Below are 20936 nucleotides of genomic sequence, written 5' to 3' on the forward strand. Positions count from 1 at the left end.
ACTGTTTCGGCGTGCGCATCCCTCTTTCGCGGGAACAACATCGCTCCGGGGCTCTGCCGCTGGGCTGGCCCCCCTGCCCGTCGTACTCTGAAAGGAACAGGTCACATACGGTGCTGCTCGGTGTAGACCGACGTCATCCCGTGGGCGGGCCTGCCGCCCGGGCAGCGTTGTCCTCTCCTGTCGGCCCCTCTCCCTCGAAGAGCCGTGAGCCATGGCTGTGTTTGAGCCTTCCCGACCGGTCGAGCCGGACGCGCCTCGCAGTACGGGCGCAGGGCCCGAGGGTGACGGCGCCCGAACGGACCTCCCTCCGGCCGACGGGCGCCGAGCCGAGCGCACCGACGGACGCCTCGACGGGCGGGACGAAGGGGGCGGGGAGCGGTGCGGCGAGGAAGTCCCGGACGAGCATGGCGAAGGCCACGCCGGCGACCGCTCCGACCCCTCCGACCGTGCTGCCCGCTCCGGTGAGGCGCCTGCAGACGGACACACCCCGCACGCCGAGGACGTCGATGTCGCCGACGCCATCGATGCCGATGCCGATGCCGATGCCGCCAAGGCGGTCGGCCACCTGCCGCTCGGCGTTCCGGCTGACGAATCCGCCGGCGCTCCCGATGACTCGCTTGAAGACTCGCCCGGTGGCGCCCCGGCCGGCATGCTGTCCCGCGTCGCCGGTGTCTCCCGCCTCGAGGGCCTTCCCGCGTCCGCAGGTGCTGAACGCGGGCAACCCCATGGCCTCGTCGGAGCGCTGCGCAGCTTCGCCCGCCGTGGCACCCTCGCCCGGCGCGAGCGTCCAGGAGCGCCCCGGCAACGGCGCGGTGGGCTGCCGTCGGGCCCTGCGGAGCCCCCGGTGACGGGCCGCCCCGGCCCGGACGCGGAGCGCCCGGAGGCGGTTCCCGGCGCCATCGGGGGCACCACCGATCCCTCGGCGCAGGAAGCGCCCGGACGCTCCCTCGACCCCGTGTTCCAGCACGGCGTCGTGGTCGGATTCGACGGCTCGCTGTCGAGCGAGCGAGCACTCGCCTACGCCGTCGGCATGGCCCGCCGGTCGCAGTGCGGCCTGGTGATCGTCCACGTCGCCAACCGGCTGCCGGCCACGGTCTGGGCGGGCTGTGAGCCCCCCGTCTTCGTGGACCTGCCCGACCACCGGACCGAGGTCCTCGGCCTGGAACTCGCCTGCGCGGACTTCCTCGCCGGCGTGCCGTGGATCCTGATCGAACGGGGCGGCGACATCTGCCACGAGATCGAGGAGGTCGGACGGGAGTACGCCGCCGACGCGATCGTCGTGGGCACGACGCACGGCCTGCTCGGCAAGCTCTTCGGCTCGGTCTCCGGACGGCTGGCGCGGCGGGCCAACCGCCCGGTGATCGTGATCCCTTGACGACGCCCCGGGGCTCCGCGAGGCCTGCGGAGCCGTCGGGTCGGCTCGGGCTCCGCAAACGCCTCGCGGACGCCTCGCGGACCCTCTCGCCGGCCCGGGCGTGGGCCGGGCGCGGTCCCGGGCGTGGTGCTGTCCCTGATGTCCCCTGGTGCCTCCTCCACCGTCGGCGGCTCCTCAACACCCTCTGAGGAGCGGCAGGTTGACCGGCGGGCTCGGTACAGGAAGTGACCATCAGGAGATGTTCGTCACGACGTGATGCCGAGCTCCCGGGCGATGAGCATGCGCTGAACCTCGGACGTGCCCTCCCCGATCTCGAGAATCTTGCAGTCGCGCCAGAAGCGGGCGACCGGGAATTCGTTCATGAAGCCGTACCCACCGTGGATCTGGGTCGCCTCGCGGGCGTTGTCGACGGCGGCCTCGGACGAGTACAGCTTCGCGATCGCGGCCTCCTTCTTGAACGGTTCGCCGTGCAGCAGCCGGGAGGCGGCGTCCCGCCAGGCCAGGCGGGAGGTGTGGGCGCGCAGCTCCATGTCGGCAAGCTTGAACTGGATGGCCTGGTTGGCGCCGATCGGCCGGCCGAAGGCCCGGCGCTCGCCGGCGTACTTGACGGACTCGTCCACGCACCCCTGGGCCAGGCCGGTGGCCAGGGCTGCGATCGCGATGCGGCCCTCGTCGAGGATCCGCAGGAACTGGGCGTAGCCTCGGCCACGCTCGCCCAGCAGGTTGGCCGCGGGAACGCGGCAGTCGGTAAAGGACAGTTCGCGGGTGTCGGATGCGCTCCACCCGACCTTCGAGTACTTCTTCGAGACCTGGAACCCCGGGGTCCCGGTGGGCACGATGATGGAGGAGATCTCCCGCACAGGCGAGCGGAATTCGCCCTCTTCACTCGAACGAGCGATCGGTTCGGTGAGCGCGGTGACGGTGACCAGACCCGTGATGTCGGTGCCGGAGTTGGTGATGAAGCACTTCGTCCCGTTGATGACCCACTCGTCGGTGGTCTCGTCGTACCGGGCGGTCGTCCGGGTGGCGCCGGCGTCCGATCCGCCCTCCGGCTCGGTCAGGCCGAAGGCGCCGAGGAGTTCGCCGGAGGTCAGCCGGGGCAGCCACTCCCGCTTCTGCTCCTCGGTGCCGAACAGGTGGATCGGCATCGCGCCGAGCGAGACCGCGGCCTCCAGGGTGATCGCCACCGAGGAGTCGACGCGGGCGAGTTCCTCCAGGGCGAGGCCGAGCGCGAAGTAGTCGCCGCCCATGCCGCCGTACTCCTCCGGGAAGGGCAGGCCGAACAGGCCCATCCGCCCCATCTCCCGGACGATCTCGTAGGGGAACTCCTCCCGCTCGTAGAATCCGCCGATCTTGGGCGCCACCACGTCCTGGGCGAATTCGGCGACGGTGCGCCGCAGTTCCTCGTGCTCGCTGCTGAGCCGGTGGTCGAGCATCTGATCCTCCTGGTGCCCGGCCGGGGTGGCCGCGGGCGTCAACGGGGTACCGGCAGTCCGTCTGACGGTGTGACGGTCGCACGGTGTGATTGAGGGATGAACGGGGTGCGCGGGGCGCCGGCCGGACCGAACGGGCGGCCGGCGCCGGGGAGTCGGGCCGGGGCCGGTCAGCCCCGGGCGGTGCCGAGCAGCGCCTGGACGGTGCGGGACGGGCTCGGACGACCGAGGCGCTCGGCCATCCAGCCACTGGTCGCGACCAGTGCGCGCAGGTCGACGCCGGTCCGGATGCCGAGTCCGTGCAGCATCCACACCAGGTCCTCGGTGGCCAGGTTGCCGGTGGCGCTCTTCGCGTACGGGCAGCCGCCCAGCCCGCCGGCCGAGGCGTCCACCGTGGTGACGCCCTCGCGCAGGGCGGCCAGCGTGTTGCTGAGCGCCTGGCCGTAGGTGTCGTGGAAGTGCACGGCGAGCCGGTCGGCCGGCACGCCGGCCCGCGCGAAACCGGCCAGCACGGCGCTGACCTGGCCGGGGGTGGCCACGCCGATGGTGTCGCCGAGGCTCAGCTCCGCACAGCCCATCTCCAGCAGCTGCACGCCGTACCGCACCACCTGCTCGACCGGGACGGGACCCTCCCAGGGGTCGCCGAAGCACATCGAGAGGTAGCCGCGGACCGTGACCCCGGCCTCGGCGGCCCGGGTCACGACCGGGCGGAACATCGCCATGGCCTCGTCCGCCGAGCGGTTCAGGTTGCGCCGGGCGAAGGTCTCGGTGGCGCTGGCGAAGACCGCGATGTCGGTGGCGCGGTGGGCGAGCGCGCGGTCGAGGCCGCGCTCGTTGGGCACCAGCACCGGCAGCCGCAGGCCGGGGTGGCGCTCGGGCAGGTCGGCGAGCCGGGGCATCAGTTCCTCGGCGTCGGCGAGCTGGGGTACCCATTTCGGGTGAACGAAGCTGGTGGCCTCGACGGTCCGCAGCCCGGCGGCCGCGAGCCGGGTGATGAACTCCGCCTTGACCTCGGCGGGCACCAGCGAACCCTCGTTCTGCAGACCGTCGCGCGGACCGACCTCGTGGATCCGGACCTCCTCGGGCAGCCCCGGGGCGCGGACCGGGTCGGGCAGGCCCAGGTCGAGGGTGTCGGGGTCGCGGGCGACGGTCTCGTCGGCGAGGGGCTCCCGGGCGGTCACGACCGCACCTCCGCGGGCTCGGTGGCCTCCGCTGCCGGGGTGACCACGACCAGCAGGTCCTCCATCGCGACGGTGGCGCCGGCGGCGGCCCGCAGCTCGGCCACCACGCCGTCGTGCGGGGCGGCGATCACGTGTTCCATCTTCATGGCCTCCAGCACGAGCAGGGGCTGGCCCTTGCGGACGGCCTCGCCCGCCGTGGTCTTCACGACGGTGACGGTGCCGGGCATCGGGGCGGTCAGGGCGCCGTGGTGCGCGCCCGCTCCGGCAGCGCTCTCGACGGCCGGGTCGTAGGCGTGCAGCGGCCAGGCGTCGCCCTCGATGCCGAGCCAGGTCACCGGGCCGGCCGGCAGGCCCGGGGCCGTGTCGGTGGCCAGCGCGAAGGCGGTCTGCACGCCGTCGACGGTCAGGTGCAGCCGGTCCCCGGCCAGGCTCGCGCGGGCGCGGTGGACCGGCCCGGCGTCGAGCCGGAGTTCCACCTCGCGGGTGAGCCCGGCCGGATTGTCAGTGGCGCCGGTTACGTTGCCCGCAGTGATCGAACGGATGCGCACCGACACCGGGTCCTGGCCGGGGGTACGGAGTCGGTGGGTGGTCCAGGCGGGGGTGCCGCCCAGGCGCCAGCCGGAGGGAAGGGAGAACGGGTCGGTCCAGCCGCCGGGGTCGGCGGCCGGGGTGAGTTCCAGGTGCCGTGCGAGTGCGGCCGCGTAGTAGAGGAGGTGAGCGGGTGACGGCGGTTCGGGCGCCGCAGCCGCGGTTCCGTTCGCGCAGTCCACCGAGCCCGCGGAGTCCACCGGGTTCGCGGAGTGCGCCGAACCCGCGGCGTCCGCAGCGGCCGGGGAGCCGGCAGCGTCCGCGGAGCCGACCGGGGCCGGCGCGTTGGACGGGGAGTACGGCGCGGCGAGCAGGGCCGGCTGCTGCTGGGCCGTCTGTTCCACCAGCCCGGTGTCCAGTCGTCCGGCGACGACCTCGGGGTGGGCGAGCAGCCGGCGCAGGAAGCCGGTGTTGGTCGTGACACCCAGGATCCGGGTGTCGGCCAGGGCGGCGCGGAGCCGGCGCAGCGCGGTCGGGCGGTCGGGCCCGTACGCGATGACCTTGGCGAGCATGGGGTCGTAGGCGCTGGTGACGACGGTGCCGGGAGCGACACCGGAGTCGACGCGGATGCCTTCACCCTGCGGCTCGTCCAGGGCGAGGATGCGGCCGCCGGTGGGCAGGAAGTCGCGCTCCGGGTCCTCGGCGCAGATGCGGGCCTCGATCGCGTGGCCCAGGAAGGAGATGTCGGACTGGGAGAAGGTGAGCGGTTCGCCGGCGGCGACGCGCAGCTGCCACTCGACCAGGTCGAGCCGGGCCGAGTCCGGGCCGACGGCGACGGCGAGCTCGGTGACGGGGTGTTCCACCTGGAGACGGGTGTTCATCTCCATGAAGAAGAAGTCCCGCACCCCCTCGGCGGCGGAGGAGGGGGCGTCCGGGTCGATGCCGGGGACGATGAACTCCACGGTGCCGGCTCCGGTGTAGCCGCAGGACTCCGCGGCGCGGACGGCCGCGGCGCCCATCGCGGCGCGGGTCTCGGCATTGAGGAGAACGGAGGGAGCCTCTTCGATCAGTTTCTGGTGGCGGCGCTGGAGGCTGCACTCGCGCTCGCCGAGGTGGACGGTGGTGCCGTGGGCGTCGGCCAGCACCTGCACCTCGATGTGGCGCGGCCGGTCGATCCAGCGCTCCAGCAGCAGCGTGTCGTCGCCGAAGGCGGTGCGGGCGACGCGGCGGGCTGCGGCGATCTCGGTGGGCAGGTCGGCGCGGTCCCGCACCAGGCGCATGCCCTTGCCGCCCCCGCCGGCGGAGGGCTTGAGCAGCACCGGGTAGCCGATCTCGTCGGCGGCGGCGACGAGGTCCTCGTCGGTGGGCGCGGTGGCCTGGCTGCCGGGGACCACCGGGACGCCGGCGGCCCGTACGGCCTCCTTGGCGTTGATCTTGTCACCCATCAGCTCGACGGCACCGGGAGGTGGTCCGATGAAGACGAGGCCCGCGTCGGCGCAGGCGCGGGCGAAGCCGGAGTTCTCGGCGAGGAAGCCGTAGCCGGGGTGGACGGCCTGGGCGCCGGTGCGGTGGGCGGCGGCGAGGATCTGGTCCGTGCGCAGGTAGGTCTCGGCGGCCGAGCTGTCGCTGCGGTCGGCCGGGCCGAGGCGGACCGCGACATCGGCTGCGCGGACGTGCGGGGCGTCCGCGTCCGCGTCGCTGAACACGGCGACCGAGCGGACACCGAGCCGCCGCAGGGTGCGGATCACCCGCAGGGCGATCTCTCCGCGGTTGGCGACCAGAACTGTGTCGAACATGGGAGGCGTTCCTCCGGGTCGAGGGGAGCCGTACGAAGGAGGTGGCGGTGGGCGATCGGGGCGCCGGCCCGGAAGGCGGGCCGGCGCCGCAGGAGTCACACCCGGAAGAGCGGGGTCACACCAGGGGCGCATCACGAGGGTCACACCGAGGAGGGCACGAAGCGAGGCGTCTCATCGCGAGGCGCCGCCTGACGCACCACAGGAGGCGTCACATGCGGAAGACCCCGTACGGCGCGGGCGGCGCCAGGGGTGCGTTGGCGCAGGCGGTGAGGGCGAGACCGACGACGGTGCGGGTGTCCATCGGGTCGATCACGCCGTCGTCCCAGAGCCGTGCGGTGGCGTAGTAGGCGTTGCCCTGGCGCTCGTACTGCTCGCGGACGGGGCGCTTGAACTCCTCCTCCGCCTCGACCGGCCACTCCTCGCCGTGCGCCTCCAGCTGGTCGCGGCGGACGGTGGCGAGGACGGAGGCCGCCTGTTCGCCGCCCATCACGGAGATCTTGGCGCCCGGCCACATCCACAGGAAGCGAGGGGAGTAGGCCCTGCCGCACATCGAGTAGTTGCCGGCTCCGTACGAGCCGCCGATCACCACGGTCAGCTTCGGGACGCGGGTGCAGGCCACGGCGTTGACCATCTTGGCGCCGTTCTTGGCGATGCCGCCCGCCTCGTACTGCCGGCCGACCATGAACCCGGTGATGTTCTGGAGGAAGAGGAGGGGGATGCCGCGCTGGTCGCACAACTCGATGAAGTGGGCGCCCTTGAGGGCCGACTCGGAGAACAGCACACCGTTGTTGGCGACGATGCCGACGGGGTGGCCGTGGATCCGGGCGAAGCCGGTGACCAGGGTCGCGCCGTACTCGGCCTTGAACTCGGCGAAGCGGCTGCCGTCGACCAGCCGGGCGATCACCTCGCGCACGTCGTAGGGCGTACGCGGGTCGACCGGGACGGCCCCGTACAGGCCGGCCGGGTCCACGGCCGGCGGCTCGACCGGGGCGAGCGGCCACGGCCTGGCTGCGCGCGGGCCGAGCCCGGACACGATGGTGCGGACGATGGAGAGGGCGTGGGCGTCGTCCTCGGCCAGGTGGTCCGTCACCCCCGAGGTCCGGGAGTGGAGGTCGCCGCCGCCCAACTCCTCGGCCGTGACCACCTCGCCGGTGGCGGCCTTCACCAGCGGCGGGCCGCCCAGGAAGATCGTGCCCTGGTTGCGGACGATCACGGCCTGGTCGCTCATCGCCGGGACGTAAGCCCCGCCCGCGGTGCAGGAGCCGAGCACGGCCGCGATCTGCGGGATGCCCGCCGCGGAGAGCCGGGCCTGGTTGTAGAAGATCCGGCCGAAGTGGTCGCGGTCCGGGAAGACCTCGTCCTGCATGGGGAGGAACGCGCCGCCCGAATCGACCAGGTAGACGCAGGGGAGCCGGTTCTCCAGCGCGACCTCCTGGGCGCGCAGGTGCTTCTTCACCGTCATCGGGTAGTAGGTACCGCCCTTGACGGTGGCGTCGTTGGCGACCACCACCACCTCGCGTCCGGCGACCCGGCCGATGCCGGCGATCACCCCGGCCGCGGGCGCCGCTCCGTCGTACATCCCGTCGGCGGCCAGCGGGGCCAGCTCGAGGAAGGGCGAGGCCGGGTCGAGCAGGGTGTCCACCCGGTCGCGCGGGAGGAGCTTGCCGCGCGAGGTGTGCCGGGCGCGGGCCTTGGCGCCGCCGCCGAGGGCCGCCGCGTCGAGCTTGGCGCGCAGTTCGGCGACCAGCGCCTGGTGCGCCTCGGTGTTGGCCCGGTAGGCCACGGAGCCCGGGTCGACGGAGGTGCCGAGCCGGGGAGCCGGAGCGGCGGCTCCCGGCGGCACCGCACCCGGGGCCGCCGCCGCGCCGTTGGCCGCGTTGAGCCGGGCGCCGGAGGGGGCGCCGCTGGTTGAGATGACCATTCCCAAGAGCTCCCTTGCCCTCGGCAGCAGGTGACCGGACCGAGCGCCGTGCGCCCGATCACGTTAATTAACGTTAACTTACGCGGCCAGGTTAACGGCCGATAACCCGACTGTCTACGATGGGCAGCATGCCGAACGTCCCCGCAGCCTCCGCGCTCCCACGCCGCGACCAGATCCGTCGGGAGGCCGCGCGACTGTTCGCCGCCCGGGGCTTCCTCGGCGTGGGCGTGGACGAGATCGGCAAGGCCGTCGGCATCAGCGGCCCCGGGCTCTACCGGCACTTCGCCGGCAAGGACGCCATGCTCGCCGACCTGCTGATCGGCATCAGCGAGCGCTTGCTGGAGGAGGGGCGGCGCCGGGCGGGTGGCGGCGACGGCCCGTCCGCCGCGCTGGACGCCCTGATCAGCGGCCACGTCGACTTCGCCCTGAACGACCGCGACCTGATCACCCTGCACGACCGCGAACTGCTGAACCTCAAGGAGGAGGACCGCCGAACCGTCCGGCGGCTGCAGCGCGGTTACGTCGAGCTGTGGGTGGACGTGGTCCGGCAGGCCTACCCGCCGCTGGCCGGGCCCGCCGCCGAGCCGGTGGCCCGGGCCGCCGTGCACGCGGTCTTCGGTCTGATCAACTCGACCCCGCACAGCCTCGGTCCCCACCCGGCCCAGGGCGAGCGCACCGGCCTCCAGCGCGACGGCATGGCCGCGCTGCTGCACACCCTCGCCCACGGCGCCTTCGCGGCCGCCGCCGAGTCCGCCGCCGTTTCCGCGGCCGAGTCCGCGGCCGAGTCCGCCGCCGAGTCCGCCGCCGCGGACACGGCTCCCGCCGACACGTCCGAGCGGGTCTGACCTCTGGGCGGGTCCGGCGTTCAAACCGGCTGGCACCCGAGCCGGCCTGGCGCCCGAGCCGGTCCGGCTTTCGGGCGGCTCCGATGTCCGGGCGGCCGGCGACCGCCCGATCCGGTGGTCCGCGCGCCCGTACGCCCCCGAGGTCGACGGGAGCGGCCCGCATCCAAGGTGTCCGGACGGCCGAACACCCGAACGGCGGAACCCCTGAACGGCGGAACCCCGAACGGCTGAGCGCCCGAGCGCTGGGGGCGCCCTCCCGCGCCGCCCCATGCCCGGGTCCGCACTGCCCGCGCGCGGACCGGTGGCCCTAGGTCCAAAGAACGGTGTCGACCCGCCCCCGGGCCGCTGGGCGCCAGGCGGTCCGTCGGTGACCCTGGAGATTCGGGCGGGCTTGCCGGGCGCGGTGACGCCGGGTGGGAATCAGCGCAGGCCGCAGACTGTTGCCCAGTCCGCCGGACCGGACGATCCGGTCGGCCTCGGCGCGTGCGCCGAGCGCCCCGGCGGCCGGAATTCCATGGCGACGATCCGACGAAATGGTTAGCATCCCTAAATATGCGTGAGACTCACGGATCTACGGTGGAGCAATCCCGCGGCCCGGCGGCCCCCGAGCCGCCCACGAACGCGCGCGTCGGGCGGCAACCCGAGCCGCGCCCCGAGCCGCGCCCCGACGGCCGGGCCGCGGCCGACGGCTGGCTGCGCCGACTGGTCGGCTACAGCTGGCGGTCCCGGCGCAGCCTGCTGCTGGCCTTCGGCGCCTCGCTCCTCGGCATGGCCGTCACCGCACTGGTGCCGTTGGTCACCAAGCTGATCATCGATGACGTGATCGTCGCGCACAGCCGCTCGCTGGCGCCGTGGGCCGTGGTGCTGCTGCTCGCCGCCCTCGTCGTCTTCGGCTGCACCCAGGTCCGCCGCTACTTCGGCGGCCAGCTCGCCCTCGACGTCCAGCACCACATGCGCAGCGACCTGTTCCGTTCGCTCGGACGGCTCGACGGCCACCGTCAGGACCGCCTGGACACCGGGCAGGTGGTCGGGCGCGCGACCTCGGACCTCCAGCTGATCAACGGCCTGCTCTCGATGCTGCCGATGATGACCGGCTACCTGCTGATGTTCGTGATGTCGCTGGCCGTGATGCTCTGGCTGTCCCCTCCGCTCACCGTGATCGCCCTGGTCATGGCTCCCGCGCTGTGGTGGGTCAGCGTGCTCAGCCGCAAGCGCCTGTTCCCGGCCACCTGGGCCGCCCAGCAGGAAGCGGCGGCCGTCGCGGGCGTCGTGGACGGCGCGATCGGCGGTGTCCGGGTGGTCAAGGGCTTCGGTCAGGAGGCGCAGGAGCGGGACAAGCTGGAGCTGGCCTCCCGCAACCTGTTCGCCGCCCGCCTGAGGTCGATCCGCCTCAACGCCCGCTACAACCCGGCGATGCAGGCGATCCCGGCCCTCGCCCAGGTCGCGGTGCTGGCCTTCGGCGGCTGGCTCGCGGTCGACGGCCGGGTCTCGCTCGGCACCTTCGTCGCCTTCTCCACCTACGTCGCCCAGATGACCGGTCCGGTGCGGATGCTGACCATGGTCATCACGGTCGGACAGCAGGCCCGCGCCGGCGTCGAACGCGTCCTGCAGCTGATCGACGAGCGCCCGCTGGTCCAGGAGCGCCCGGGCGCGCTCACCCTCCAGCTCACCGCGGACCTCGCGCAGGAACCCGACCAGGCCGCCCAGGACCTCGCTCGGGACAGAACCGCGGCCGGCGCTGCGGCCGGCGCCCTGGCCGGCACCCCAGCCAGTGCCTCGGCTGAAGCCCCGACCGGAGCTCCCGCCGGTGCGACCACCGTCGGTCCGCGGACACGCGAGGTCGCCCTGGAGTTCGACCAGGTCGAGTTCCGCTACGACCCGGAACACCCCGCCCCCGTCCTGCACGGCCTCAGCCTGAAGCTGGCCCCCGGCGAGACGCTCGCCCTGGTCGGCGCCTCCGGCTCCGGCAAGTCGACGGTGGCCCAGTTGGTGCCCCGCTTCTACGACCCGGCCGCCGGTGCTGTCCGCCTGTACGGCCACGACCTGCGCGACCTCACCCTGGACTCGGTCCGTGCGGCGATCGGCATCGTCCCCGAGGAGAGCTTCCTCTTCTCGGAGTCGGTCCGCACCAACATCGCCTACGGTCGGCCGGACGCCACCGACGAGCAGATCTTCGCCGCGGCGGCCGCCGCCCAGGCGGACGAGTTCATCCGCGCGCTGCCGGACGGCTACGAGACCAAGGTCGGCGAGCAGGGACTGACCCTCTCCGGCGGCCAGCGCCAGCGCATCGCCCTGGCGCGGGCCATCCTGACCGACCCGCGGATCCTGCTGCTGGACGACGCCACCTCGGCGGTGGACCCGCAGGTCGAGGCGGAGATCCACGAGGCGCTGCGCTCGGTGATGGCCGGCCGGACGACCCTGCTGATCGCCCACCGCCGATCGACCCTCCAACTCGCCGACCGGATCGCCGTCCTGGACCGCGGCCGCTTGCTGGACATCGGCACCCACGAGGAACTCGAAGCCCGATGTCCCCAGTACCGGGCCCTGATCACCGACCCCGAAGCCGGCCGCATCCCCAACCCCGCGCCGCAGCCCGAGCCCCAGCTCCAGTCCCGGCCCCAACTGCAGTCCGAGTCCCAGCTCCAGTCCCGGCCCCAGCTCCAGTCCCAGTCCGGGCCCCAGGCCGACGCAGGCGAGCGGAACGAGCAGCCCGGGCAGAGCAGTCGCGCCGAACAGCCCCCGGTACCCGCACCCGCGCCCGCCGCCGCCACCCCGGCCCTCGCCAAGGCGGCCCGCACCGCCGATCCCGACCTGATGGCCAAGGTCGCCGCCCTGCCGCCGGCCTCCGACGTCCCCGCCATCCCGCGCGCCGAGGCCGAGGCCGGCGACCCCGACTTCACCCTCGGCCGACTGCTCCGTCCCTTCCGCGCCCCGCTGGCCCTGGCCTTCCTGCTGGTCGCGCTGGACGCGGCCGCCGGCCTGGTGCTCCCGGTGCTGATCCGGCACGGCATAGACGAGGGCGTCCGCAAGGGCATGATGGCCGGAGTGGCGGTGGCCTCGATCACCGCGCTGGCCGTGGTCCTGGTGGACTGGCTGGTGCAGGGGGCCGAGAACCGCGTCAGCGGCCGCACCGGTGAGCGCGTGCTGTACGCGCTCCGGCTCAAGATCTTCGCCCACCTCAACCGGCTCGGCCTGGACTACTACGAGCGCGAGCTGACCGGCCGGATCATGACCCGGATGACCACCGATCTCGACTCGCTGACGTCCTTCCTGCAGACCGGCATGGTCACCGCCCTGGTCAGCCTGCTGACCTTCGCCGGGATCTTCGCCGCTCTGCTGATCATCGACGCCGGCCTGGCGCTCGTGGTGTTCGCCGTGCTGCCGCTGCTGGTGATCGCGACACTGGTGTTCCGCAAGAAGTCCAGGGACCAGTACGAGCGCTCCCGCGACCTGATCAGCGCCGTCAACGCCGATCTGCAGGAGAACGTGGCTGGCATGCGGATCGTCCAGGCGTTCCGCCGCCTGGACACCAACACCGACCGCTTCGTGGCCCGCGGCATCGCCTACCGGGAGGCGCGGGTCCGCGCACAGCTGTACATCTCGCTCTACTTCCCCTTCGTCCAGTTCCTCTCCAGCGTGGCCGCCGCCCTGGTGCTGATCGTCGGCGCGGCCCGGGTGGACGCGGGGACGCTGACGGTCGGCGCGCTGGTCGCGTACCTGCTCTACATCGACCTGTTCTTCGCCCCGGTCAACCAGCTGTCCCAGGTGTTCGACGGTTACCAGCAGGCCTCGGTGGGTCTCGGGCGGATCCGGGAACTGCTGCGCACCCCGACCGCCACCGCCGAGCAGGCCGACCCGGTCCCGGTGCCGAAGGGGTTGCGCGGCGAGATCGACTTCGAGGGCGTCGGCTTCGCCTACAACGGCGGGGCGGACGGCGCCCCGGAGGTGCTGAGCGACGTCAACCTGCACATTCCCGCCGGTCAGACGGTGGCGCTCGTCGGCGAGACCGGTGCGGGCAAGTCGACGCTGGTGAAGCTGGTCGCCCGGTTCTACGACGCCACGGCCGGTACCGTCCGGGTCGACGGCGTCGACCTCACCCGGTACGACCTGGCCCAGTACCGCCACCGCCTCGGCGTGGTGCCCCAGGAGGCGTACCTGTTCGCGGGCACGGTCCGCGAGGCGATCGCGTACGGGCGGCCGGACGCCTCGGCGGCCGAGGTCGAGGCGGCGGCCCGGGCGGTCGGCGCTCACGACATGATCGTCCGGCTGCCCGGCGGCTACGACCACGAGGTCGCGGGCCGCGGACGCAATCTGTCGGCGGGCCAGCGCCAGTTGATCGCCCTGGCCCGAGCGGAACTGGTCGACCCGGACATCCTGTTGCTGGACGAGGCCACCGCAGCTCTGGACCTGGCCTCCGAGGCGGCGGTCAACCAGGCCGCCGACCGGCTGAGCGGTGGCCGCACCACGCTGGTCATCGCGCACCGCCTGACCACGGCGGAGCGTGCCGACCGGGTGGTCGTGCTGGACCACGGCCGGGTGGTCGAGGACGGCACCCACACCGAACTGCTCGCGCGCGGCGGTGCGTACGCCCGGCTCTGGCAGGCGTTCATCGCGGACGGCCACCCGGCGGCCGAGGCTGTCAGCGCCCGGTAGCCGGTGGTGAGGCCCCGGCCCCGGTGAGGCCCCGGCCCCGGTCAGGGGGCGGGGCCGGCCTGGAGCGGTCCTCGTCCGGGTGACCCGGACGAGCGGAACTCGGCCGGGCGGCTCAGGCCAGGGCCACCGGACCACGGGGGCGACTCGGTCAGGGACAGCGCAGCCCGAGTCAGCGGGGCCGAGAGGGGCCGCGGCGCCGCAGAGCCCTCAGGCCGTGATCAGCGAAGTCAGCAGCCCTGCGGCGTCGATGCCCCGCGGCAGGTCGCTGACCTGGCCGTCACCGACCTCGACCACCCGCCAGCCGGACCCGTCGGCCCGGCTGGCGAGGTCGGTGGTGACGAAGCGGCAACCGAGTCTTCGCACCAACGCGGGGACACCGGTCAAGTCGGGCTCGACCTGCTGACGCGGGTCGTCCGGGTGCGGCCCGACCATGATCGGCCGTCCGTCCAGCCACCACACCCGGGCCTCCACGGCCCGCCCGTCCGCGCCGTCGGAGCCTCCGCCCGTAGAGTCCGGCGCTCCATCCGTGCAGCCCGCCTCGCCGGCCGACCGCTCGAACTCCTCGTACCGCCGCAGCACCACCCCGCCGGCCAGGAACTCGCCCTGCAACTCGACGAACCGCCCGACCACCCGGCCGACCGCCGCCAGATCCGCCAACTCCGGCACGTAGCAGGCTTCGAGCCATTCGTGCTTGCGTGACTTCACGTAGTCCTTGACGATCGCGGGCCCGCTGCCGCCCAACCGGGCCACGGCGGCAGCCAGTTCCTCCGGCCCGGGTGCCGCCGAGCCGCCGGACGGGATCCAGACGCTGGACGGCGTGGCCCCCTCGAACACGGAGTACCAGCCGGGCAGTTCGTGGGCGGCCGCGTAACCGGGCGCGCTGGTCAGCGGATTGCCGCCGCGGGCGGTGAGCGCCGCAGTGAACTCGGCGTAGCGGGCGGAGGGAAGCATCCACCCCCGGTACCAGAGCGGGCCGATGCCGCGGGGCACCCGGCGGACCGCCTCCTCGGCCTGCCCGGCGAGCAGCGCGTCGTGGTCGACCAGGTGGTGCTCGCCGCCCAACTCCCGCAGGATCCTCGCCTCCCAGGCGAAGTGCGGGTCGGGTCGGCGGGGATTGAGCGGGTCGGCGGGAAAGAGGATCGAGGGTACGGGCATGGCGGCCAGAGTACGTCCGACGGACCGGCCGTGTGCCCCCTTGCGCCAGGAGGCGAGCCGGCCAGGGCGATCGGGCGCGGCCACTCGGAACGGCCCAACGGTCCAACGGCCCAACGGCCCAGCGGTTCGGCGGTTCGGCGGTCCAGTGGTTCGGCGGGTTCGACCACTCAACGGTTCAGGGGCTCAGCTGTTCAGCGATGCCGGCACCGGGCCGGGTCGGTGAATCCGCTCGACGCCCCGGTCGGGCGCTGCCAGAGTGTGCCGGTGCGAAAACTGCTGAGATCCCGCAAACGCGTTCCCCGGCAGGCCGCCCGGACGGTGGTCCTGGACGGGACCGGCTCGGTGTTCCTGCTCCGCTCGGACAACGACGAGGTCGGTGTGCACTGGACCATGCCCGGGGGCGGGTTGGAGCAGGGCGAGAGTCCGGTGGACGGCGCCCGGCGCGAGCTGTGGGAGGAGACCGGTTGGACCGACCTCGAGCCCGGCCCGCTGCTCTGCACCTGGGAGCACGACTTCACCTGGCACGGCACGCCGGTCCGCCAGCACGAGCACATCTACCTCACCCGCGGACCGCATCGCGGGCCGGTCGGCGATGTCAGCGCGGTGCACGCCGAGGACCGGATCCTCGACTGGCGCTGGTGGACCCCGGCCGACCTCGCCGATGAGAACGCCGACGCGCTCTGGCCGCCCCGGCTCCCCGAGCTGCTGGTTGCGGTCCGGGCGGGCTGGGCGGTCGACGGGCGCCCTCCGGTGCCCGTCGACCTCGGCTACATCCCGAACGTCCCGACTGTCCGCTGACCCGCCCCGCCGAGCCGTTGGCTGCCCGCTGTCCCGCCCCGCCTGCCCGCCGTCCCGACCCGTAGGCCGGCCGGCGGACCCGATCCGCCCGACGGGCACGGCCAATCGCGCTCGCCGGAAGGGCGCTGCTACCCCTGCCCGCTGCGCCGCGCCTGCCCTCGCCTCCCGGCCGGAGCGACCGACCAGCTGTGCAGGCCCAGCTCCCGGTCGTGCATCGCCCATGGGTTCATCATCACCGTCAGCCCGGCATGGGGCAGTTGCTCGACAGTGAGCCCGGTTTCGGTGAGCAACTGCTCGGTCGACACCGAGACCGCGATGGCGGGACGCCAGGAGGGCAGCACCACCAGACTGGTGCCGCGTCCGACCCGGATCGGCTCCGCCGCCGTCCGGACCGGCGTCCGCTCCTCCGAGCGGCCGACTGCCTCGGGCTGGCCGGGACCGCCACCGATCAGGACGCCGAGCGGCGGTTCGGCCCTGGACACCCCGACACCCGTCTCCGGCTCGGCGCTCGGCACCGCCGACACGGCCGTCCCGGTCCCCGAGGAGGCGTTCGACGAGGGCCCCGACCAGGCGTCCGGTGAACCCCCGGAGAAGGTCTCAGCCCCCTGGGCGGAAGCCGTGTGGTCAGCCGCCGACCTCGCTGCGCCGGGCAGCGCCTCCACCCGCTCAGCGCCGCGCGCTTGGGACCCCGTCAGGCCGGTCGAGACCGTCCCCCGTGCGGCCGTCTCCCGTTCGGCCGCCTCCTGCCCGGTCCGTTCGGCCCGGGGGTGCATCCGGCGCAGCCGACGCGAGGGGGCCGGCCGTCGGAAGCCGAAGCTCCGCCAGGCCTCCGGGACCGTACGCTGCGCCGGTACCGGCCAGGTGGCTTCGACGGCCACCGCAGCCTGCTGCGGCCGGACGGACTCCGACTCGGCCCCGACGACCGGAGCGTCCTCCCCGTCGTGGTCCTGCCCGGGCTTCTCGCCGAGCAGTGCCAGTACCTCCTCGACCGGACGTCGGCAGGCGGCCGCCAGTTCGGCCGGCGAGCGCCCCTCCGCGCGTGCGGCCCGAAGCCGGTCGGCGAACGCGGCCCGCAGCCGTGCCGCCGTCGGGTCGCCCTCCGCCGCGGCCGGATCCACGGTCGGACGCACGGCCGTGTGCACCGCCGGGTCCACTGCCGGATTCACGACCGGGGTCGGGGCCGTGGTCGCGGCGCGGTAGGCCTCCGAGTCCTCCTTGCTGCGCGGCTGCGGCACCGAGTCGTGGCGGCAGGAACGGTCGTGCCCGGCCCCTCGGGACGCGATCGCGCAACCCTCGGCCGCCGTGGTGATCGAGCAGCCCGGCGCGGACACCGCTTCCGGTCCGGGCCTTGCAGCCGGGATGTCCGTGCCACCCAGGGCATCCGAAGCGAGGGCGTCCGAACCGAGGGCGTCCGAACCGAGGGCGTCCGAACTGGCCGCGACGCCCATGACGTCCCTGACGTCCCTGACGTCCCTGACGTCCCTGATGCCCTTGGCGTCCCTGACCTCCGTGACGTCCACGGCGGGCGGTGCGGCGGCGGGCGGTGAGGAGTCGGCGCCGTCGGAGGGCGGTCCGGGCAGGGACGGATCAATGGCGGTGCGACGGAGCGATGTCATCGGCTGGCCCTTCGGGGGACGGTCCGGACGATCCTCCCGCACCGCGCGACCAGCTCCAAGCGTTGTTCCCGGGCGTGTGCGCGCGACCACCGAGAGGTCGCCTCCCCTTCCGGCCGGCTGTGCCGGCTCAACTGCCGCGCGCACCAGACCCCTTGCGCCCCGACGCGTAGCCGAGCGCCGCCAGCCTCGCGCCCTCGGCCACGCCATGGGGCGAGACCGTCGTCCGGGCCAGCCACCCGCAGCCGCCGCCCGGGCTGACGCCGCCCGGGCTGACGCCGCCCGGGCTCACGCCCGTCCGGCCGTTCCTGCGCTCCCACCGCCCCCGCCCGAAGCACGGCAGGGCAGCGGCAAAAGGCCGGTGCCACCCGGCGAGCACCGCTATCGTTGAGCACATGAAGTGTTTTGCGGGCCTGTGCTGGTGGCCGTCCTAGGACGGCCACCCCACTCGCCTGACCAGGGCCGTCCGGGATGGACGGCCCTGCTGCGTTTCTCCCGCAGGACGGGCCCTCGCCCCGGACGGCCGCAACCACCGCCGAACCGAGGGAGAACCCCCGATGCCCGTCACCCGAACCCCCGCCCTCACGTCCGCCGACGCCCCCGCCCCGATCACCGCCGCGCGGATCACCGACCCGACCGCCCACCGCGTCCTCACCGGCGACCGCCCCACCGGCCCGCTCCACCTCGGCCACTACTTCGGCACCCTGCGGAACCGCGTCCGTCTCCAGAGCCGGGGCGTCGAAATGTTCGTCCTCGTCGCCGACTACCAGGTCATCACCGACCGGGACCTCGCCGACCGGCTCGCCGAACACACCGAGAACCTCGTCCTCGACTACCTCGCGGCCGGCCTGGACCCCGAACGCGCCACGATCTTCGCGCACAGTGCCGTCCCCGCCCTCAACCAGTTGCTGCTGCCCTTCCTCAGCCTGGTCAGCGTCGCCGAACTCAGCCGCAACCCCACCGTCAAGGACGAGATCGCCCACTCCAGCCAGTCGGCCGTCAACGGACTGATGTTCACCTACCCCGTGCACCAGGCCGCCGACATCCTGTTCTGCAAGGCCGACCTCGTACCGGTCGGCCAGGACCAGCTGCCCCACCTCGAGGTCGCCCGCACCGTCGCCCGCCGTTTCAACGAGCGCTACCCGCACGCCGACGGCAGCGCCGTCTTCCCCCGCCCCGAGGCCCTGCTCTCCGAAGCCCCGATGCTGCTCGGCACCGACGGCGGCAAGATGAGCAAGAGCCGGGGCAACGCCATCCCGTTCGGCGCCACCGAGGACGAGACCGCCCGGATCATCCGCGGTGCCAGGACGGACACCGATCGCCGCATCAGCTACGACCCGGCGCGCCGCCCGGGGGTCTCCGGCCTGGTCCTGCTCGCCGCGCTCTGCCAGGGCCGCGCCCCCGAAACGATCGCCGAGGAGGTCGGCGACGGCGGCGCCGCGACGCTGAAGCGGACGGTCACCGAGTCCGTCAACGAGTACTTCCGCCCGCTGCGCGCCCGACGAGCCGAACTCGCCGCCGACCGGGGCCACCTGCGGCAGGTCCTGCGCGACGGCGCCGAGCGGGCCAACACCGTCGCCGACGCCACCCTCGCGGAGGTGCGGGAGGTGATGGGAGCGGTCTGAAGAGCGTCCGGCCGAGCCGGAGCACCGCCGACCGGTCCGAGGCACCGTCAGGCCGTCGGCGCCACGGACATCGGCCGGTTGACGCGGGGGCATATCGTCACCGGGCGGCCGCGACCACGCCCCGCGGCCGCCCACCGTCCCTCCTCGCCCGAAAGGCCCGGCCCATGGACCACCACCCGACCACGCCCGGCCAGGCGCTGACCCGCCCGCCCCACCTCCGCCCCGGCGACCACATCGCCGTCGTCGCCCCCAGCGGACCGATCGATCCCGAGCGCCTCACCGCCGGCTGCGCGATCCTCCGTTCCTGGGGCCTGCGCGTCACCGTCGGCCCGCACGTCCTCGACACCCACCCCACCCTCGGCTACCTCGCCGGCACCGACGCCGATCGTGCCGCCGACCTGCAGAACGCCTGGCTTGATCCCACCGTCGACGCCGTCATCTGCGCCCGCGGCGGCTACGGCGTCCACCGCATCGTCGACGTGCTCGACTGGACCGCGATGCGCACCGCCCGCCCCAAGCCCTTCGTCGGCTTCAGCGACGTCAGCTCCCTGCACGAGGCCTTCGCCCAGCGCCTCGGCCTCGCCACCCTCTACGGGCCACTGGCCTCCGGCGACTCCTTCGTGAACGACGGCCCCACCGCCGAGCACCTCCGCCGCACCCTCTTCGAACCCGCCGCCACCACCGTCCTCACCTCGCCCACCGCCACCGCGCTCGTCCCCGGCCGCGCCCGCGGCGTCACCGCCGGCGGGTGCGTCCACGTGCTCGCCGCGGAGCGCGGCACACCCGCCGCTCGCCCCTCCTACGCGGGCGCCATCCTGATCCTCGAAGACGTGAACGAGCACCCGTACCAGCTCGACCGGCTGCTCACCCAGTTCCTGCGCTCCGGCGCCCTGGACGGCGTGGCCGGCATAGCCCTCGGGTCGTGGGAGGGGTGCGGACGCCCCGAACGCGTCCGGGACGTCATGCTCGACCGGCTCGGCAGCCTCGGTGTGCCGGTGCTCTGGGAACTCGGCTTCGGCCACTGCCCGTCCAGCCTCACCGTTCCGCTCGGCGTCCCCGCCCTGCTCGATGCCGATGCCGGGACCCTCACGCTCGAATCGGCCGCCCTCACCTGAGCCGTCCCTCCCCAGCGGCTCCCTCGTGGGGGCCTCGTCCTCACAGGGCCGGTCCCCAGCACTTCGCCGAGGACCGGGGGAGTGCGAAACGAGCGAGTGGGGAGTGCGGGACGAGTGAGTAGGGTGCGGCCATGAACGAGGACCGCCTCACCGCTCTCGCCCTCGGATTCCTCCGGGGCCCGGGCAGCAACGCCCGCACGATCCTCGGACTTGCCGGCCCGCCCGGCGCCGGCAAGTCCACCCTGGCCCGCCACCTGGTCGCCGAGGTCGAACGGGTCGAGGGCCCCGGCACCGCCGCGTACGTCCCGCTGGACGGCTTCCACCTCTCCGCGGCCCAGCTCGACCGCCTCGGCCTGGCCCACCGCAAGGGAGCTCCGGCCACCTTCGACGCCCACGGCTACGTCGCCCTGCTGCGCCGGATCGCGGCCGACCGCTTCCAGGACATCTACGCGCCCGACTTCGACCGCACCCTGGACGAGCCCGTCGCCGCCCGCCACGTCGTCCGCCCGCACACCCGCCTCGTCGTCACCGAGGGCAACTACCTCGCCTCCGCCGACGCCCCCTGGCCGGACGCCCGCCGACTGCTGCGCGAACTCTGGTACGTCCACACCGAGGACGCCGTCCGCGAGGAAAGACTGCTGCGCCGCCACCTCGACGGAGGCCGTGACGAGACCACCGCTCGCCGGTGGGTCAACGGGAACGACCACCCCAACGGCGAGTACGTGAAGGCGGGCCGGGCGGTCTGCACCCGGACGGTCCTCGGGAGCGGTTTGCACGAGGCGCCCCAGAGGGGTAGTGTTTCCTAGTCGCTCGGCAGGGAGCACCGGACACGCATCGGCGCGGACGGTCCCGGGGCGGCCAATCCTCTGAAACACACTTCCGGTTCGTGCCGGTCGTT

The 20936-nt window shown here is 73.7% G+C and carries 14 protein-coding genes; 7 read left to right on the forward strand and 7 right to left on the reverse strand.

Features of this window, described 5'->3' with window-relative positions:
* Positions 1 to 133: 133 nt before the first annotated feature.
* Positions 134 to 727 (reverse strand): hypothetical protein, encoded by a 594-nt coding sequence (locus ACGF07_RS32270; protein ID WP_392904621.1) that lies wholly within the window; start codon positions 725 to 727, stop codon positions 134 to 136.
* Between the two features lie 171 nt (positions 728 to 898).
* Here ACGF07_RS32270 and ACGF07_RS32275 point away from each other — a divergent pair, with 171 nt between their 5' ends.
* Complete coding sequence (locus ACGF07_RS32275; protein ID WP_350742688.1) at positions 899 to 1375, forward strand: universal stress protein; 477 nt, start codon at positions 899 to 901, stop codon at positions 1373 to 1375.
* A gap of 245 nt (positions 1376 to 1620) precedes the next feature.
* Here the strand turns inward: ACGF07_RS32275 and ACGF07_RS32280 are convergent, their stop codons facing one another.
* The 4 genes from ACGF07_RS32280 to ACGF07_RS32295 form a co-directional block, all read right to left on the reverse strand.
* Positions 1621 to 2811: an acyl-CoA dehydrogenase family protein gene (locus tag ACGF07_RS32280; protein WP_392904624.1), complete on the reverse strand. Its 1191-nt coding sequence runs from the start codon at positions 2809 to 2811 to the stop codon at positions 1621 to 1623.
* A 167-nt stretch (positions 2812 to 2978) separates the two neighbouring features.
* Positions 2979 to 3929 carry a hydroxymethylglutaryl-CoA lyase gene (locus tag ACGF07_RS32285; RefSeq protein ID WP_392904645.1) on the reverse strand — a complete coding sequence of 317 codons (951 nt, stop codon included), beginning with the start codon at positions 3927 to 3929 and terminating at the stop codon, positions 2979 to 2981.
* 56 nt (positions 3930 to 3985) lie between these two features.
* Positions 3986 to 6313 (reverse strand): biotin carboxylase N-terminal domain-containing protein, encoded by a 2328-nt coding sequence (locus ACGF07_RS32290; protein WP_392904626.1) that lies wholly within the window; start codon positions 6311 to 6313, stop codon positions 3986 to 3988.
* A gap of 208 nt (positions 6314 to 6521) precedes the next feature.
* Complete coding sequence (locus ACGF07_RS32295; protein WP_392904628.1) at positions 6522 to 8234, reverse strand: carboxyl transferase domain-containing protein; 1713 nt, start codon at positions 8232 to 8234, stop codon at positions 6522 to 6524.
* A 128-nt stretch (positions 8235 to 8362) separates the two neighbouring features.
* Here ACGF07_RS32295 and ACGF07_RS32300 point away from each other — a divergent pair, with 128 nt between their 5' ends.
* Together ACGF07_RS32300 and ACGF07_RS32305 are read left to right on the forward strand one after the other, a co-directional pair.
* Entirely contained in the window at positions 8363 to 9079 is a 717-nt protein-coding gene (locus ACGF07_RS32300) for a TetR/AcrR family transcriptional regulator (protein ID WP_392904629.1), read from the forward strand.
* Between the two features lie 693 nt (positions 9080 to 9772).
* On the forward strand, positions 9773 to 13732 hold the full coding sequence (locus ACGF07_RS32305) for an ABC transporter transmembrane domain-containing protein (RefSeq protein ID WP_392904648.1): 3960 nt from the start codon (positions 9773 to 9775) through the stop codon (positions 13730 to 13732).
* Between the two features lie 207 nt (positions 13733 to 13939).
* On the opposite strand, the gene ACGF07_RS32310 is transcribed toward ACGF07_RS32305, so the two are convergent.
* On the reverse strand, positions 13940 to 14887 hold the full coding sequence (locus tag ACGF07_RS32310; protein ID WP_392904631.1) for an ATP-grasp domain-containing protein: 948 nt from the start codon (positions 14885 to 14887) through the stop codon (positions 13940 to 13942).
* A gap of 264 nt (positions 14888 to 15151) precedes the next feature.
* Between ACGF07_RS32310 and ACGF07_RS32315 the strand changes: the two genes are divergently transcribed.
* Positions 15152 to 15685: an NUDIX hydrolase gene (locus ACGF07_RS32315; RefSeq protein WP_392904633.1), complete on the forward strand. Its 534-nt coding sequence runs from the start codon at positions 15152 to 15154 to the stop codon at positions 15683 to 15685.
* A gap of 128 nt (positions 15686 to 15813) precedes the next feature.
* Here ACGF07_RS32315 and ACGF07_RS32320 read toward each other — a convergent pair whose 3' ends face one another.
* Complete coding sequence (locus tag ACGF07_RS32320; RefSeq protein WP_392904635.1) at positions 15814 to 17301, reverse strand: hypothetical protein; 1488 nt, start codon at positions 17299 to 17301, stop codon at positions 15814 to 15816.
* Positions 17302 to 17855: 554 nt separating this feature from the next.
* Here ACGF07_RS32320 and trpS point away from each other — a divergent pair.
* The 3 genes from trpS (at position 17856) to ACGF07_RS32335 (ending at position 20844) form a co-directional block, all read left to right on the forward strand.
* Entirely contained in the window at positions 17856 to 18923 is a 1068-nt protein-coding gene (gene trpS, locus ACGF07_RS32325) for a tryptophan--tRNA ligase (protein WP_392904637.1), read from the forward strand.
* Between the two features lie 164 nt (positions 18924 to 19087).
* A complete protein-coding gene (locus ACGF07_RS32330) occupies positions 19088 to 20038 on the forward strand; it encodes an LD-carboxypeptidase (RefSeq protein WP_392904640.1) in 951 nt (316 codons plus the stop codon).
* A gap of 131 nt (positions 20039 to 20169) precedes the next feature.
* A complete protein-coding gene (locus tag ACGF07_RS32335; protein ID WP_392904642.1) occupies positions 20170 to 20844 on the forward strand; it encodes a nucleoside/nucleotide kinase family protein in 675 nt (224 codons plus the stop codon).
* Positions 20845 to 20936: the final 92 nt, after the last annotated feature.

Source organism: Kitasatospora sp. NPDC048194 (genome assembly GCF_043202455.1).
Lineage (GTDB): Bacteria > Actinomycetota > Actinomycetes > Streptomycetales > Streptomycetaceae > Kitasatospora.

Excerpts from the sequence above, each read along its gene's own strand:
- ACGF07_RS32320 (WP_392904635.1), bottom strand. The coding sequence starts at position 17,301 with ATGACATCGCTCCGTCGCACCGCCATTGATCCGTCCCTGCCCGGACCG.
- ACGF07_RS32295 (WP_392904628.1), bottom strand. The coding sequence starts at position 8,234 with ATGGTCATCTCAACCAGCGGCGCCCCCTCCGGCGCCCGGCTCAACGCG.
- ACGF07_RS32270 (WP_392904621.1), bottom strand. The coding sequence starts at position 727 with ATGGGGTTGCCCGCGTTCAGCACCTGCGGACGCGGGAAGGCCCTCGAG.
- ACGF07_RS32335 (WP_392904642.1), top strand. The coding sequence starts at position 20,170 with ATGAACGAGGACCGCCTCACCGCTCTCGCCCTCGGATTCCTCCGGGGC.
- ACGF07_RS32290 (WP_392904626.1), bottom strand. The coding sequence starts at position 6,313 with ATGTTCGACACAGTTCTGGTCGCCAACCGCGGAGAGATCGCCCTGCGG.
- ACGF07_RS32330 (WP_392904640.1), top strand. The coding sequence starts at position 19,088 with ATGGACCACCACCCGACCACGCCCGGCCAGGCGCTGACCCGCCCGCCC.
- ACGF07_RS32300 (WP_392904629.1), top strand. The coding sequence starts at position 8,363 with ATGCCGAACGTCCCCGCAGCCTCCGCGCTCCCACGCCGCGACCAGATC.
- ACGF07_RS32280 (WP_392904624.1), bottom strand. The coding sequence starts at position 2,811 with ATGCTCGACCACCGGCTCAGCAGCGAGCACGAGGAACTGCGGCGCACC.
- trpS (WP_392904637.1), top strand. The coding sequence starts at position 17,856 with ATGCCCGTCACCCGAACCCCCGCCCTCACGTCCGCCGACGCCCCCGCC.
- ACGF07_RS32310 (WP_392904631.1), bottom strand. The coding sequence starts at position 14,887 with ATGCCCGTACCCTCGATCCTCTTTCCCGCCGACCCGCTCAATCCCCGC.